Here is a 17,132-nt window from a genome sequence, read left to right on the forward strand (position 1 = left end):
CGGGTGGGAGGACCACCCGCCGGGCGCCCGTCTCGTACGGGGGAGGGGCGCCGCGGACCGCGCAGCCGGCGCGGTCTTGACAGCGTTGTCACGCCATGGTGGCATGGGGCGTCCGTCAGGTGCGTCCGGTCGAAGGTGTCCGGGCGCGGCACGGGGAGCACGAGGCGAGACCGGCGGTGGGTGACAGGAGATTCGAACACCCGGCTTTCGTGAGATGACAACGTTGTCGCGGCGGCGCGAGGAAGCGCCGCCAGAGGGAGGAGACATGACGAAGCCCGACAGGACACGGCCGCCCGGACCTCCGGCCCGCCGCCGATCGGCCGCCCGGGCCGCAGCGGCGGTGGCCACCGCCGTGACGACGACCGTCGCGTCGCTCGCGACCGGCGGGGCAGCCGTGGCGACGGCGGACAAGGCCCCCGACGCCGGAAGCTACGCGACCTCGTTCGAGGAGAGCGCCCCTGTGGTGTCGTCGAGCGCCGTCGAAGTGCGCGGCGGTGCCCCCGACGTCCATGGCGTGAGCCACGGGGACGCGCACGCGCCTGGTCTGGAGACCGTCATCGACGACGGGCCCGACAGGGCCTACAACGCGAAGGCGAACGTTGGCTTCACCGGCCTGCACGCCCTGCGCTACGAGGGGCACCACAGCGCCGACGGCGACTCCCACGCGGTCAACCGGCTGCTCGACGTCGACGTCCCTGTCGGCCCCGACTCGCGCCTGTCGTACCTGGTGTTCCCGGACTTCGACGAGAAGAAGCTCGACAGGGCGTCGTCGTACGTGTCGATCGACCTCGCCTTCACCGACGGCACCTACCTGAGCGATCTCGGCGCCGTCGACCAGCACGGCGTCGCGCTCACGCCGCGGGCCCAGGGCGACTCGCACACCGTCTACCCGCTCCAGTGGAACCACCAGCAGGCCGACATCGGGAAGGTCGCCGCGGGCAAGACGATCGACCGGATCCTCCTGTCGTTCGACGCGCCGAAGGGCGCCGTGGATGCGCGCGGCTGGATCGACGACCTGACGATCACGGGGAACCCGAAGGACCCGGTCCGGAGGCACCCGTCCGACTGGGTGCTGACCACCCGCGGGACCCAGTCGAACGGCGACTACTCGCGGGGCAACAGCTTCCCCGCGACCGCGGTCCCCAACGGGTTCAACTTCTGGACCCCGACGACCGACGCGGGCTCGCTCGGGACGATGTACAGCTACAACGAGAAGAACGACGCCCAGAACCTGCCGAGGATCCAGGCGTTCGAGGCGAGCCACGAGACCAGCATCTGGATGGGCGACCGCCAGACGTTCCAGGTCATGCCGTCGGTCGCGACCGGGGTTCCCGACGCGAGCCGGACCGCGCGGGCTCTGCCGTTCCGGCACATGAACGAGGTCGCCTCCCCGTTCCGCTACGCGGTCACCTTCGAGAACGGCCTGAAGACCGAGATAGCCCCCACCGACCACGCGGCGATGTTCCGCTTCACGTTCCCCGAGGGTGGTGGCCGCAAGCTCATCTTCGACAACGTCGACGACCGGGCCGGGCTGACGCTGAACGACGACGGCTCGGTGCAGGGCTGGTCGGAGACGCGGACGATCTCGGCCGGCAACACCCGCATGTTCATGTACGCCACGTTCGACCGGCCGGTGACGGGCAGCGGCACGCTGGCGTCCGGCAACCGCCCGTCGACGGCCTACGTCTCGTTCGCCGGCGACCAGGTCCAGATGCGGATCGCGACCTCGCTGATCAGCGTCGACCAGGCCAGGAAGAACCTCGAGCAGGAGATCGCGCCCGGCGACGGGTTCGACGACGTCGCCGACCGGGCGCGGCGCGCCTGGGACGACCGGCTCTCCGTGGTCGAGGTGGAGGGCGCAACCGACGACCAGCTCACCACGCTCTACTCGAACCTGTACCGGATGAACCTCTACCCGAACTCGGCGTACGAGAACACCGGCACGGCTGCGCGCCCCCGCTACCGGCACGCGGTCCAATCGACCGACAGCTGGGACCCGCCGGCCAGCACCCCCACGACGACCGGCGCGCCGATCGCGGAGGGCAAGGTCTTCGTCAACACCGGGTTCTGGGACACGCACCGCTCGGAGTGGCCCGGCTACGCGCTCCTGTGGCCGAAGGTCGCGGGCGAGCTCGTCGACGGCTTCGTCCAGCAGTACCGCGACGGCGGCTGGGTCTCGCCCTGGTCCTCGCCCGGCTACGCGCGGGTCATGACAGGCACGTCGTCCGACGCCGCGTTCGCCGACGCCTACGTCAAGGGCGTGCCCGGGATCGACGCGCGGGACACCTACGACGCCGCCCTGAAGAACGCGACGGTCCGGCCGCTGAGCAACGCGTACGGCCGAGGCGGGCTCGACACCTCGATCTTCGTGGGCTGGAGCGCCTTCGCCGACTCGATGGACGGGTACGTCAACGACGCCGCCATCGGCCAGATGGCCGCCGCGATCGCGTCCGCGCCGCAGACGTCGGGCCAGGACAAGAAGCGGTACCGCGAGGAGTCCGAGTACTTCGCGAGCCGCGCCCTCGGCTACACCCAGCTCTACGACGCGTCGACCGGCTTCTTCCAGGGCCGGTCCGCGAGCGGGGCATGGACCACGCCGACGGCGAAGTACGACCCCGAGGCCTGGGGGAACGACGGCGACTACGACGAGGCGAACGGGTGGAACGACCTGTTCATGGCGCCCGAGGACGGCCAGGGCCTCGCCAACCTGTTCGGCGGGCGCGACAGGCTCGCCGAGAAGCTCGACGCGTACTTCGCGACGCCGGAGACGGCCCTCAAGCCGGGCTCCTACGGCGGCACGATCCACGAGATGCGCGAGACCCGTGACCTCGGGCTCGGCCAATGGAGCATCCCGAACCAGATCTCGTACCACATCCCCTGGATGTACAGCTACACCCAGCAGCCGTGGAAGGGCGAGAAGGTCGTCCGCGAGGCCCTCCAGCGCGGCTGGGTGGGCGCGGAGATCGGTCAGGGCGGACCCGGCGACGAGGACAACGGCGCGAGCTCGTCGTGGCAGGTCCTCAGCTCGCTCGGGATCTACCCGCTCCAGCTCGCGACCGGCACCTTCGTACTCGGCTCGCCGACCTTCGAGAAGGCGACCCTCCACCTGCCGGGCGGCGACGTCGTCCTCGAGGCGCCCGGGACGCAGCGCAACATCTACGTCCAGAGCGTGACCGTGAACGGCAGGAACCACTCCTCGACGTCCATCTCCCAGCAAGAGCTCGCGCACGGCGCCGTGCTCCGGTTCACGATGGGCTCCCGGCCGGGCGCCTGGGGCACGGGCGTGAACGACGTCCCCGTCTCCGCGACCCGGGGAGACGAGGTCGTCGAGCCGATGAAGGACGTCACCGGCCCGTCGCGCGGCGTCGCGAGCGCCGGCGACGGCACCGACGTGAACGCCCTGTTCGACAACAGCTCGACCACCTCCGCGGCGCTCGCGGGGGAGAACCCGGGCGTCACGTACGCGGTGAACGGCGGGAAGGAGACGAAGGTCGTCTTCTACACGCTGACCTCGAGCGACAAGGCCCAGACGCTCGACCCGACCGGGTGGGTGCTCGAGGGCTCGACCGACGGCAGGACGTGGACCCGAATCGACAAGCGGACGGACGAGACCTTCCGCTGGCGCAACGAGACCCGGCCCTTCAAGGTCACCCACGCCGTCGCCGCCTCGCAGTACCGGATCCGGTTCACCGGCGCGACGGGGAGCACCTCGCTCGCGGAGGTCGAGCTCCTCACCCGCGACCGTATCCCGGCCTCGCCGGTGACCCTCGACGTGTCCGGCATCGACCTGCGAGCCGGGCAGACGGCCGACCTCACCGTCACTGCGCACGGCACGGGCGACACGCCCGTCGACGTCGAGCTCACGCCGTCGCTGCCCGACGGCTGGACCGCCGAGCCGGCCACCCGGGCCGACGTGACGGTGCCGGCGGGCGACTCGGTCGACGTCCACTTCACCGTGACGCCGCCCGCCGACGTCGCGCCGGGAACCTTCCCGCTGACCGTGGTCGCGAGCTGGCCCGGGTGGCACGTCACGGGCTCCGGCTCGATCAGCGTGACCGGCGACGTCACCGAGCTCACCCCGGGCACGCCCGAGGAGGCGGCGTGGCTCGTGGAGGACGACGGCTCGAAGCTGGGCGACCTCGACGGCGGCAAGCACTTCCGGTACGCGGACGAGACGTCGTCGTTCGTCTACAGGTTGCCGCTCGCGGGCGCGACCGCCGGGACGCTCACGCTGGACATCGCCAACCAGTACGACGTCTCGATCTCGCACGACCGCACGACGTGGGTCTCCGTCCTCTCCGAGCCCGGGCAGCCGATCTTCCAGAGCAACCGGGCCGAGCGCTCGCTCGACCTCGCGACGATGCTCCGCGAGGCCGGCGGGCAGGGCGACGCGCTCTACGTCCGGATCGGGGACTCGAGCCCGGCGGACGGCTGGGGAGGGTGGCTCGCCGGCGTGCGGTTCGAGGTCTCGACCCCGACCACGCGGCCGACGATCGCGGCGACCGCCACGCCCGTGTGCGTCGCCGGCAAGGTCACACTCGCCGTCCGGGCCGTCAACGAGGGGGACGGACCGGCGGACGTCACCCTCACGACGCCGTTCGGCACGACGACCGTCGAGGACGTCGCCAAGGGTGCGAGCGTTTCCGCGAGGTTCCCGACGCGGACCAACGGCGTGGAGGGCAGCGCGGTGACGGCGTCGGGCACCTGGACGGACGGCGCGACTGCCATCCAAGACCCGACGTTCGCGACCACGGCGTGCTCGTGACGGTCGGCGTGGTCTGACGTCCGGGCGGCGTCGAGGTCCTCCCTCGGCGTCGCCCGGACGGCCCGGGCCCCGTCCGCTGCGCGGCCGGCGCGCGGCAGCACGGAAGCGGTGCGGAGTAGCGGTAGGCTGGCGCGACCATCGGGAGCGCAGGAGAGGCAGGGCTCATGGGCGCGGACGGCAGCGGCGCAGACGGCATCGAGACCGACCACAAGCCGGACCACGAGGGCACGGCGGCCGGAACGGACCGCGGGTCCGGGCGACGCCCCACGCTCGCGGACGTCGCCGAACGGGCCGGGGTGAGCCTCAAGACCGCCTCCCGCGTCATGAACGGCGAGCGCTACGTCGCGGAGCAGACGCGCGAGCGGGTGCTCGGCGTCGCCGACGACCTCGGCTTCCGGCTCAACCCCATGGCGAGCCTGCTCAAGCGAGGCGTGGTGCCCGGTGTCGTCGCGTTCGTCACGGGCGACCTCGCCAACCCCTTCTACTCGGTCATGGCGAAGGGCGTCGAGCAGGAGGTCCGCGCGCTCGGCCTGCAGCTCACCATCGCGAGCTCGGACGAGGACCCGGACGCCGAGGTCGTGCTCGTCGACGAGTTCGCGCTGCGCCGGGTCCGCGGGATCATCCTCACCTCGACCCTCACGTCGCACGCGCCGTTCGTCGACGTGCAGGAGCGCGGCGTGCCCATCGTCTTCGTCGACCGGCCGCCGGCGGGCATGGACGCCGACGCCTTCCTCCTCGACAACTACGGCGGCACCCGCGCCGCCGTCGAGCACCTGCTCGCCGCCGGGCACCGGCGGATCGCGTACGTCGGCGACTACGCGCGCCTGCACCCGCAGCGCGAGCGCCAGCGCGCGTTCGGCGACGCCATGGACGCGGCGGGCGTCTCCGACTGGCGCGGGCTCGTGCGCGAGGGCGCGCACGACGCCGAGTCCGCGGCCGCAGCGGTCCAGAGCCTGCTCACGGAGGACCCGGGCGTGACCGCGGTGTTCTCCTCGAACAACCGCATCACGACGGGTGTGCTGCACGCGATGGCCGACCTCGCACCGGACCTCGCGCTCGTCGGCTTCGACGACTTCGACCTCGCCGACCTGCTCGGCGTGACGACGGTGTCGTACGACCCTGCCGAGATCGGGCGCCAGGCCGCGCGGGCCCTCCTCGCGCGCGAGGGCCGGCGCGTCGACGACCCGCAGACCTGGGTGCTCCCCACGCGCCTCGTGGCGCGGGGCTCGGGGGAGCGTCCGCCCCGTCCGCGCGCCTCCTGACGCCGTCGCCACCGGCCCCGCACGCGCCGCGGGAGCGGAGGGCTCGTTCCTGTTGACACTCCCCGCAGGGCTGTCTACTGTCTGGCTAGCCTGACAGCGGTGTCAGGCGTGCGCGGCCCGCAAGGGCGGCGCCCCGGATCGATCGTCATGGGTGACGAGACCGAGGAGTCGAGATGAGCCTGCAGTTCAGCGAAACCGGGGGGTCGCCCGGTCGCACGCGGAGGCGCGCGGGAGCCGCCGCCCGCATCGGCACGGTGAGCGCCGTCAGCGCCGCGCTCGTCGCCACGCTCGGCGGCGTCGTGGCGCCGGCAGCCCAGGCGGACGACACGTCCGCCGGCGGAACCTTCTCGTCGTCGTTCGAGAAGAGCGACGCCGCACCCCTGCTCAGCACCGCGTTCAGCGACCCGGTCAACGTGACCGGCGCGCGGTACGCGAACGGCAGCCTCCTGCCGCACGTCACCGCCGTCACGGCGTCCGGGGAGAACCCGCCGTCCGAGACGGCCGTCAAGGCCGCTGACGCGGACAGCTCGACCAAGTGGCTCGTCCGCACCAGCACCGGCTGGCTGCAGTACCAGCTCGACGCCGCGCAGACCGTCAAGCAGTACACGATCACCTCGGCCAACGACTCCGCCGGGCGCGACCCCAAGGCGTGGACGGTCCAGGGCTCGACGGACGGCACCGCGTGGGTGGACGTCGACAGCCAGACCGGCCAGACGTTCTCCGACCGCTACGTGACCAACACGTACACGGTCGCGAAGCCGGGGGCGTACACGTACTACCGGCTCAACATCACGCAGAACAACGGCGATAGCCTCATCCAGCTCGCCGACTGGGACGTCCTCGACGGCTCCGACACCCCGACACCGGCGGGCCCGATGCGCACCGAGGTCGGCTCCGGCCCGGTCTCGGCGCCCACGGCGAAGGTGAACGCCGGCTTCAGCGGGACCCAGGCCCTGCACTACTCGGGCTCGCACCTCGCCGACGGTGACGCGTCCTCGACCGACAGCCTGTACTCGGACGTCGACATCCCCGTCGGCTCCGACACCGAGCTGTCCTACACGGTCTTCCCGACCATGAACCCGTCCGACCTCGAGTACCCCTCGACGTACGTCGCGGTGGACCTCCAGCTCGACGACGGCACGCTCATGTCGGCGAAGGGCCTCACCGACCAGTACGGCTTCGGGGCCGATGCGAAGGACCAGGGCAGCGAGAAGGCCCTGTACGCCGACCAGTGGAACAAGGTGCGCGTCGATCTGTCCTCGCTCGCCGGCCGCCACATCACCAAGGTCCTGCTCTCCTACGACAACCCGGGCGGCACCGCGAAGACCTCGTTCTCGGGCTGGCTGGACGACGTCGAGGTCGCCGGCGCCACGCCGATCGACGGCTGCTCGAGCCGGACGAACTTCGTCGACACGCGCCGCGGCACCAACGCGAGCGGCAGCTTCTCGCGCGGCAACAACATCCCCGCGGCGGCCGTCCCCAACGGGTTCAACTTCTTCACCCCGATGACGAACGGCGGCTCGACCGACTGGCTCTACAACTACGCGTCGAGCAACGACTCCAAGAACCTGCCCGTCCTGCAGGCCATCGGCATCTCGCACGAGCCCAGCCCCTGGATGGGTGACCGCAACCAGCTCGCGATCATGCCGTCGCTCGCGACGGGGACGCCCGATGCCGGGCTGTCCGCGCGCGGGCTCGAGTTCTCCCACGACGACGAGACCGCCCAGCCCGACCTGTACTCGGTGAAGTTCACCGACGGGATCAAGGCCGAGGTCACGCCGTCCGACCACGCGGGGGTCTACCGCTTCACGTTCCCGTCCGGCTCCGCCACGGGCACCGCCCTCGTCGACCAGGTCTCCGGCACGTCGTCGCTCAAGGTCGCCGCGGACGGCACCGTGACCGGCTGGGTCGACGGCGGCAGCGGGCTCTCCGCGGGCCGCAGCCGGATGTTCGTCTACGGGCAGTTCGACCGCGCCCCGAGCGCCGTCGGCACCGCCACCGGCCGGACCACCGCCCAGTTCGCGCGGTTCGACACGTCGTCCGACAACACCGTCGAGCTGCGGATCGCGACGTCGTTCATCTCGCGCGACCAGGCCGAGCACAACCTCGACCTCGAGGTCACCGGCCAGTCGTTCGACCAGGTCCGCGACGCCGCCCGGCAGCAGTGGGACGACCGCCTGGGCGTCATCGACGTCCCGTCCGCGACGCAGGCGCAGAAGGTCAACCTGTACTCCGACCTGTACCGCCTCAACCTCTACCCGAACTCCCAGTCGGAGAACACGGGGACGGCCGACGCGGCGAGGTGGCAGTACGCGAGCCCCGTCTCGGCGAAGAGCGGGACCGCGACCGACACGACGACGAACGCCAAGGTCGTCGACGGCAAGATCTTCGTCAACAACGGCTTCTGGGACACGTACCGGACCGTCTGGCCCCTGTACTCGTTCCTCTACCCGGACGTCGCGACCGAGCTCGTCGACGGGTTCGTCCAGCAGTACCGCGACGGCGGCTGGATCGCCCGCTGGTCCTCGCCGGGCTACGCCGACCTCATGACGGGCACGAGCTCCGACGCGTCGTTCGCCGAGTCGTACCTGTCCGGCGCCATCCCGACGGACCTCGCGCTCGAGGCCTACGACGCGGCCGTGAAGAACGCGACCGTGCTCCCGGCGTCCAACGCCGTGGGCCGCAAGGGGCTCGACACGTCCGAGTTCCTCGGTTACACGTCGAACGCCACGGGCGAGAGCGTCTCCTGGGGCCTCGAGGGGTACATCAACGACTTCGCGATCGGGAAGATGGCGGCGAAGCTCGCCAGCGACCCGGCGACCCCGACGGCACGGGTCACCGAGCTGACGCAGGAGGCGTCCTACTTCACCAAGCGCGCCACCAACTACGTCAACATGTTCGACCCGGCGGTGAACTTCTTCCAGGGCCGGACGCCGTCCGGCACGTTCGCCAAGGACGCCTCCACGTACGACCCGACCCAGTGGGGCGGGGACTACACCGAGACCGACGGCTGGAACTTCGCGTTCCACGCGCCGTACGACATCGACGGCCTCGCCGCGCTGTACGGCGGCACGGACGGCCTGCTGAAGAAGCTCGACACCTTCTTCTCGACGCCCGAGAAGGGCAGCTACGGCATCCACGAGGCCAAGGAGGCCCGTGACGTACGGATGGGCCAGCTCGGCATGAGCAACCAGGTCTCGCACCACATCCCGTACCTGTACGCGGCGGCCGGCGAGCCGTCCAAGACGCAGGCGGACGTGCGCGAGATCCTGCAGCGCCTGTTCGTGGGCTCCGAGATCGGCCAGGGCTACCCGGGCGACGAGGACAACGGCGAGATGTCGTCGTGGTACGTGTTCTCCTCGCTGGGTTTCTACCCGCTCGCGCTCGGCTCCGGCCAGTACACGATCGGCTCGCCGCTCTACACCGACGCCACCGTCCACCTCAAGGGCGGCGACCTCAAGATCCAGGCGCCGGAGAACAGCTCGAAGAACGTCTACGTGAAGTCCGTGAGCCTCGACGGGAAGGCGCTCGACGGGGTGAACCTCGACGAGTCGGCCCTCAAGGGCGGCGGCACCCTCACGTTCGGCATGACCGACAAGCCGACGTCGTGGGGCGAGCGCACGAGCGACACCGGCGTGCGCACGCCGCAGGTCGACGGGACCAAGCCCAGCTTCGGCGACACGGTCGCGGACGACGGCACCGACGTCAGCGCGCTCGTCGACGACAACTCGCGCAGCGCGGTCACGTTCGCGTCGGCGACGCCCACGGTCACGTGGTCGTCGACGAGCGGGCCCGTCGCGGTCGCGTCGTACACGCTCACCAACGGGGCGAACGGTTCCGCGCCGAGCGCCTGGACCCTCGAGGGCTCCAACGACGGCGAGAGCTGGACGACGGTCGACACCCGCACGGACCAGAAGTTCACGTGGGCCAGCCAGACCCGGCCGTTCAGCGTCGACAAGCCCACGCTGTACGCGCAGTACCGGCTCCGGGTGACCGCGACGAGCGACGGCACGCCGCCGACGCTCGCCGAGCTCGAGCTGCTCGTCGACACGACCGTGCAGTCCGACACGTTCGCGCTCTACCCGGGCAAGAAGCTCGCCGGCAAGGTCGGGACCTCGTTCACGGGCGCGTACGCGACCGTGACGGGCGGTACCTCGACCGACCCGAAGGACTTCACCGCGACCGTCGACTTCCTCGACGGCCAGGGCGCCCAGCCGGCCACCGTGACGAGGTCGAGCCTCGGCTCGCTCCAGATCACCGCTCCGCACACGTTCGACAAGGCGGGCGTCTACACGGCGCGCGTGTGGGTCGAGCAGGGCGGCAAGCAGGCCTCCGAGCCCGTCACGATCACGGTGTCGCGTGACGACTCCCTGGTCGGCGCCTACTCGATCACCTGCTTCACGACGCTCGGCGGCGGCGTCAGCGGCGACTGCGACGGGAACGGCTACACGTTCGACGCCGCCTCGCTCGCGACGAAGGGCTACGTGCCCGGGACCACGGTCGCCGTGCCCGGCACCAACCTGACGTTCGACCTCCCGAAGGTCGCGGCGGGCAAGCCGGACACCGCCGTCGCGAAGGGCCAGCGCATCGCGCTCGACCTCGGCACGGGCGCCACGAAGCTCTCCGTCATCGGGACGGCGAACGAGTCGGCGCAGCACGGGACGGCGACGCTGACGTTCACGGACGGCAGCACGCAGGACCTCGCGATCGACTACGGCGACTGGGTCGGCGCGGCGAAGAGCCCGCAGTTCGGCAACATCGCCGTGGCGCTCTCCGACGACCGGCTCAAGGGCTCGGGCGCCGGCGACAACCAGGCCGCCGCGGTCTTCTCGACCGCGCCGGTCGACATCCCGGCGGGCAAGACCGTCGAGTCGATCACCCTGCCGAACCAGGAGAACGGGCTCGGCGACGGTCTCATCCACGTCGTCGCGATCGCGTCCGACGGGCAGCGCTCCACGCACGAGGCCCTCGCGGCCGCGGGCACGGACGTCGCCCAGCAGGCCACGGGCGAGGAGTTCACCGCGGCGCTCGCCACGGTGACCGGCGGGCTCGGCGGACAGGACACGGCGACCGTCAACTGGGGCGACGAGAACCCGGTCGGCGACGCCGCGGTCGCCGACGGCACGGTGAGCGGCACGCACACCTACGCGCAGGCCGGAACCTACACGGTGTCCGTGACCGTCGACGACGGCGAGAAGAGCGTCGTCGCGACCACGAAGGTCGTCGTGAAGGACACGTACCACGCGGCCCTCACGGTCAGCCCGGAGAAGGTCCAGCCGGGCGACACCGTGACGATCAAGGGCACCGGCTTCGAGCCGGGGGAGACGGTCGACGTGACGCTCAGCGACACGCCGGTCGCCACCTCGGCCCGGTCGCTCGCCGCCGAGGCGGGGGTCGTCGCCGACCAGGACGGCGCCTTCACCACCACGCGGACGGTGCCCGCGACGGCCGACGACGGGACCTACCCGGTCCTCGCCGTCGGACGCGACTCGCAGGCGTCCGCCAGCGCCATCGTCGTCGTCGAGCACGCGAAGAAGGCCTCCTCGGTCAAGCTGAAGATCTCGGCACCGAGGGTCGCCTTCGGCAACCCGGTCACGCTGACGGCCACGGTCACGAAGGGTGCGACGGGCGCGGTCGAGATCCTCGACGGCACCACGTCGCTCGGTCTCGCGACCGTCGTCGGCGGGACGGCGAGCCTCACGGTCGACGCTCCCGCGGTCGGCAACCACGTCTACACGGCGCGCTACGCCGGTGACGACGTGTACGCCGCGAGCACGAGCAAGACGGTGAAGCTCACGGTCACCAAGGCCTCGACCGCGGTCGGCACGCCGGCGTTCTCGGCGTCGTCGCAGGTCTACGGCACCTCGTCGCCCGCGACGGTCACCGCCGTGGTGACCGGGGCGACGAGCGGGACCGTGACGTTCACGAGCGGCGACGTCGTGCTCGGCACGGCGAAGGTCGTGCGCGACGGCGCGTCGTACTCGGCGACCGCCACGCTCTCGTCGACGCTCCCGGTGGGCACGTACAAGAAGGTCGTCGCGAGCCTCGCGGAGACCAGCACGGCGGACGGTGCCTCGTCGCACCCGATGTCGGTGTCCTTCACCGTGACGGCCCGGCGGTAACGGACGCACCACGCACCCGCCCCGTCGCCCTCGGGCGGCGGGGCGGGTGTCGTCGTCTGTCACCTTCGTCTGGCACGATCGACCGCGATGACCGACACCACCCGGGCCCCCGAACCGGGGCCCGTGCACCCCGTGACCGCCCGCCCCTTCCAGGTCGACCTGCGCGGCGTCGTCGACCTCCTGGGCCGCCACCTCTACTCCGGGCCGCGCGTGTACCTGCGCGAGCTCGTGCAGAACGCGCGGGACGCCGTCCGCGCCCGCGCCGACCTCGCCGGCGGGCGGCCCGACCCCGCCTGGGGCGTGCGGATCCACCCGGCCGACGGCCCGGGCGGGGTGCTGCGGGTCGTCGACGACGGCGCCGGGCTGACCGCCGCCGAGGTGGGCGACCTGCTCGCGACGGTGGGGCGCAGCTCCAAGCGCGACCTGCTCGACCTGCCGCGCGAGGGGCTCCTCGGCCGGTTCGGCATCGGCCTGCTGAGCTGCTTCATGGTGACGGACCGGATCGTCGTGCGGTCCCGCTCGGTCCGGGGCGACGCCCCGGTCGAGTGGGTCGGCAGCGCCGACGGCACGTTCTCGGTGCGCGAGCTCGCCGGGGCGGAGGCCTCGGGAGTCCCCGTGGGCACCGAGGTCCGCCTCGCCGTCCGCCCCGACGACGTCGCGCTGCTCGGCCACGACGGCGCGCTCGGCCTCGCCCGCACCTACGCCCGGTTCCTCGACGTGCCCGTGCGCGTCGCGAACCCCGGCGGGACGTGGGAGCTCGTCACCCGCGAGCCCGTGTTCGTCGCGACCGGGGAGCGCCGGGAGGACCTCGCGGAGCAGGTGCGCGCTTTCGGCCGTGACCTGCTGGGCGCCGAGCCGTTCGACGCGATCGAGCTGGCCGTCCCGGCCACCGGGACGCGCGGCACCGCCTACGTGCTGCCGTTCGCGCCCCCGCCCGGAGCACGGCAGGCGAGCGTCGTGCACCTCGGCGGCATGCTCCTCGACGACCGCTGGGACGGCCTGCTGCCCGACTGGGCGTTCTTCGTGCGTGCCGTCGTCGACACGACCGGGCTGCGCCCCACGGCCTCGCGCGAGGCGCTCGTCGAGGACGACGCCCTCGAGCTCACGCGCGCCGAGCTGGGCGCCGCGGTGCGCCGGTGGGTGCTCGAGCTCGGGCTGAGCCGTCCCGGACGCCTCGCGGAGTTCGTCGCGATCCACGAGCGCTCCCTCAAGGGCCTCGTCGTGCACGACGACGAGCTCGCGTCGTTCGTGCTGCGCTGGCTCCGCGTCGAGACGTCCGTCGGGGTGCTGACGGTCGACGAGCTCGTGAGCCGGTACCCGCACGTGCGCTACACGGAGACCGTCGACGAGTTCCGCCAGGTCGCGGCGCTCGCGGCGCCCGACCGACCCGTCGTCAACGGCGGCTACGTCCACGACGCCGACGTCGTCCGGCGGCTGCCCGACGTGTTCGAGGGGGTCACGGTCTCGCGGGCCACGGTCGAGGACGCGCTCGACGCGCTCGACGTCCCGCCCCTCGACGACCGTGCCACGGTGGTCCGGCTCGAGGACCGCGCGGGCGCCGTCCTCGACGCGGTCGGGTGCGACGTCGTCGTGCGGCGGTTCGACCCGGCCGACGTGCCGGCCCTCTACCTGGCCGGGCGGGACGCGCTGCGGGCCGTGGACCGCGGCGTCGCGCGCCAGGTCGCGCCCAGCCTGTGGGCCGGCGTCCTCGGCAAGGCGGCGACCGTCGCGGACGGCAGTGCCGCCGGCCCGGTACGCCCGCGGCTGTGCCTCAACTGGTCGAGCCCGCTCGTGCGGACGCTCGCCGCCACGGACGACGGCGCCGTCCTCGGTCGCACCGCCCAGCTCCTCTACGTCCAGGCGCTCCTCGCCGGGCACCGCCCCCTGCGCCCCGACGACCGGGCGCTCCTGACCGGGGCGCTCACCGACCTCGTCGAGCTCAGCGCGGCCCGCTGACCCCGCACGCGGCCGAACCAGACGTCGCACCGAACCGAAGGAACGAACCGCACCATGACGACCCACGCCCCCGACGCCGAGGCCGCCGGACGCCGCATCGACGCCCTCCTCGAGGAGGTCGACCAGACCCCGTTCGGGCCGCACGAGCGCGCCCTTCTCGACCAGGCGCTCGCGCTCGCCGTCGAGGGCGAGGACGAGGTCCGCGAGTACCGCGCGCGCATGCGGCTCACCGCGTCCGCGAACATGACGGGCGACACCGACACGGTCCTGTCGTCGTTCGCGTGGTGCGTCGGCATGCACGACCGCGACCCGGAGCGGTTCCCGACGTCCGGCCCGGACGTCGGCGGCGACCTGCTGTGGCACTACAAGTGGATGTCGGGCGCGCTGTCCCTCAACCCGGTCTTCCCCGCCGAGCAGATCCACGCGGTGCTCGACGACATGGCGCAGCGGTACGACCGCGCGGGCGTGGGCCGCAGCGGCGTCGTCATGGCACGGTTCGGCGCGGCCGCGGCGAACGGCTGGGCCGACGAGGCCGAGGCCGCGTTCGCGGAGCTCCAGGTCACGCCCGACGACGAGTACAGCCACTGCGACGCGTGCGTGCGTTCGGAGACGGCCGAGTGGCTCGCGTCGCACGGACGCGAGGACGAGGCCCTGCGCCTGTACGACGAGATGGTGGCCGAGGGCTACGCGTGCGGCGAGGAGCCGGAGCGCGCGCTGTCGCAGGCCCTCGTCCCGATGCTGCGCGCGGGCCGGTTCGACGACGCCCGCGCCGCCCACCTGCGCAGCTACCGCGACGCACGCGGGAACGCGGGCAACCTCGGCATCGTGGCAAGGCACCTGACGTTCTGCGCCGTCTCCGGGAACGAGGCGCGGGGGCTGTCGATGCTCGAGCGCCACCTCGCCTGGTTCGGGCACGACGGCCTCAACGCCCTCGAGCACTTCGAGGCGCTGGCCGCGGCGGCCCTGCTGCTCGACGCCGTGACCGCTGCCGGGCACGGCGACGCGCCCGTGCGTGGCTCCGACGGCACCGAGCTCGTGCCGTTCGTGGGCGAGCACGAGGGCCGCTGGGCCGCCGACGAGCTCGCGCCCCGCGCCTGGGAGGCCGCCGCGCGCATCGCCGAGGCGTTCGACGCCCGCAACGGCAACGCCCACTTCGCCGAGCGCCTGGCCGGCATGCGTGCGCTGGCCGGCGAGCGCTACGACGTGCCCGTCGAGACCGACGCGCCGGCACCCGCGCCCGTCACGGCGCCCGACCCCGACCCCGTGGACGCGCGCGGCTGGGCCGTCCGGGCGCGGGAGCGGGCGATCGTCGGCGACGTCGTGGGCGCTCTCGCGGCGGTCGACCGCGGGCTGGCGATCGCCGACGCCGCCGGCCGTGCCGCGCTCCTCGGCACCCAGCTCGGCATCCTCGTGAACGCCGAGCACGAAGGCGACGCACGCCTCGTCCTCGGGCAGCGGATCGAGGCGCTGCGCGCATCCGGTCAGGGCTACCAGGCGGACCTCGAGGAGCGGCTGGGGCTCACTCTGTTCGGCACCGCCTCGCCCGACGACGTCGCCCGGCTCGAGGCCGAGGTGCAGGCCGCCCAGGGCGCCGACGAGCCCGCGTCGGCCGCCGACGCGTCGCTCACGCTCGCCGTGCTGCTCGGCCGGACGGCCGGTCCCGACACGGACGCCGCCGTCCTCGGCCCGCAGATCGTCGCCGCCGCGCGACGCGCGTCGCTCCTGGCCCCCCGCGGGCCCGAGCGCTACGACGAGCTCTGGGAGGGCGCGACGTTCGTCCTCGCGCTGTCGCTCGCGCAGGACGCCGGCTCCGCCGGACCGTCCTCGGCCGAACCTGGCGGCGAGGAGCGGGCCCTCGCCGTGCTCGACGAGCTCGTCGCGTCCCTGCACGCAGCGCACGGCAACCGGGCCCGCCTCGCCGACGCGCACCGGCTCCGCGCCCGTCTGCGCGCCGGGATCGGTGACTTCGACCGGGCGCTCGCGGACGCGTCCGCGGCCCTCGAGCTCGACCTCGCGCTCGGGGCGCGCGAGCGCGCGGCCGACGCGGCGATGCTCGGGGCCGCGATCCTCGGTGACCTCGAGCGTCCGCACGAGGCCGTCGCGCGGCTGCGGCTCGCCGTCCGGCAGGCCGAGCTGGCCGAGTCGCCTGCGGTCGTCGGCGCCCGCTACGCCCTGGGGCGTCAGCTGGCCACGATCGGTGCGTCCGTCGAGGCCGTCGAGGTGCTGCAGACCGTCCTCGAGCAGGAGGAGGCGGCGGGAGCGCGTCCGGCGGCGCGGGCCGAGACCCTCGAGGCGATCGGGCACGCGTCGCGCGACGCGGACGAGCCGGGCGCTGCGGCGTCCGCGTGGGGCCGCGCCATCGACCTGTTCGAGGAGGACGAGGCCGAGGTCGGCGCTGCGCGCGTGCGGCTCGCGAACGGGAACCTGCACCTGCAGGCGGGGTACGCGCGCGACGCGGTCGACCTCCTGGAGCCCGCGGCCGCGCAGGCCCGGGCCGCCGAGCAGGTCGGGCTCCTCGTCGACGTGCTGCACCTGCTCGGGCGGGCCCGCGCCGCCGACGGCGACCCCGCCGGCCTGCAGGACCTCGACGAGGTCCTCGAGCTCGCGCGCCGCCACGACGCGGCCTGGCTGGTCGCGGACGTGACGGACTCGCGCGCCCGCGCGCTGGTCTCCCTCGACCACCTCGACGAGGCCGTCGCAGCCGCGCTCGCGGCGTCCGACCTGTTCGTCGAGGCGGGCGACCCCCGCAGCGGCGGCGGGTCGCTGCTGTTCGCCGCGCGCTCGCTCGCGGAGGCGACCCGTGAGGACGAGGCCGCGGCCGTGTACCGGTCCGCGGCCGACCAGCTCGCGGCAGCCGGCGAGGCCGACGGGGAGGCCGTGGCGCGGCTCGAGCTCGCGACCGTTCTCGAGGGGCTCGGGCGGACCGCCGAGGCCGCCGCCGAGCGCGCGGCCGCGGAGCGCGCCGCCGGCCCCGCGACCCACCCCGGCCTCCCGTGAGTGCGCACTTCTTGTGCGACACGCCGGGCG

Annotated in this window: 5 protein-coding genes; all 5 read left to right on the forward strand. The window is 73.1% G+C overall.

The annotated features are described in order from the left end of the window. The first annotated feature begins 265 nt into the window (after window positions 1-265). The 5 genes from ACFT5B_RS18910 to ACFT5B_RS18930 all read left to right on the forward strand — a co-directional run bounded on the left by ACFT5B_RS18910 (window position 266) and on the right by ACFT5B_RS18930 (window position 17,102). Window positions 266-4,765: a GH92 family glycosyl hydrolase gene (locus ACFT5B_RS18910; RefSeq protein ID WP_386800732.1), complete on the forward strand. Its 4,500-nt coding sequence runs from the start codon at window positions 266-268 to the stop codon at window positions 4,763-4,765. 164 nt (window positions 4,766-4,929) lie between these two features. After that, window positions 4,930-6,027, forward strand: a complete 1,098-nt coding sequence (locus ACFT5B_RS18915; RefSeq protein WP_386800733.1) for a LacI family DNA-binding transcriptional regulator — start codon at window positions 4,930-4,932, stop codon at window positions 6,025-6,027. Window positions 6,028-6,200: 173 nt separating this feature from the next. Next, on the forward strand, window positions 6,201-12,149 hold the full coding sequence (locus ACFT5B_RS18920) for a GH92 family glycosyl hydrolase (protein WP_386800734.1): 5,949 nt from the start codon (window positions 6,201-6,203) through the stop codon (window positions 12,147-12,149). Between the two features lie 87 nt (window positions 12,150-12,236). Beyond that, window positions 12,237-14,105 (forward strand): HSP90 family protein, encoded by a 1,869-nt coding sequence (locus ACFT5B_RS18925; protein WP_386800735.1) that lies wholly within the window; start codon window positions 12,237-12,239, stop codon window positions 14,103-14,105. Between the two features lie 54 nt (window positions 14,106-14,159). After that, on the forward strand, window positions 14,160-17,102 hold the full coding sequence (locus ACFT5B_RS18930) for a hypothetical protein (RefSeq protein ID WP_386800736.1): 2,943 nt from the start codon (window positions 14,160-14,162) through the stop codon (window positions 17,100-17,102). Window positions 17,103-17,132: the final 30 nt, after the last annotated feature.

The organism is Luteimicrobium sp. NPDC057192 (assembly GCF_042670205.1).
Lineage (GTDB): Bacteria > Actinomycetota > Actinomycetes > Actinomycetales > Cellulomonadaceae > Luteimicrobium.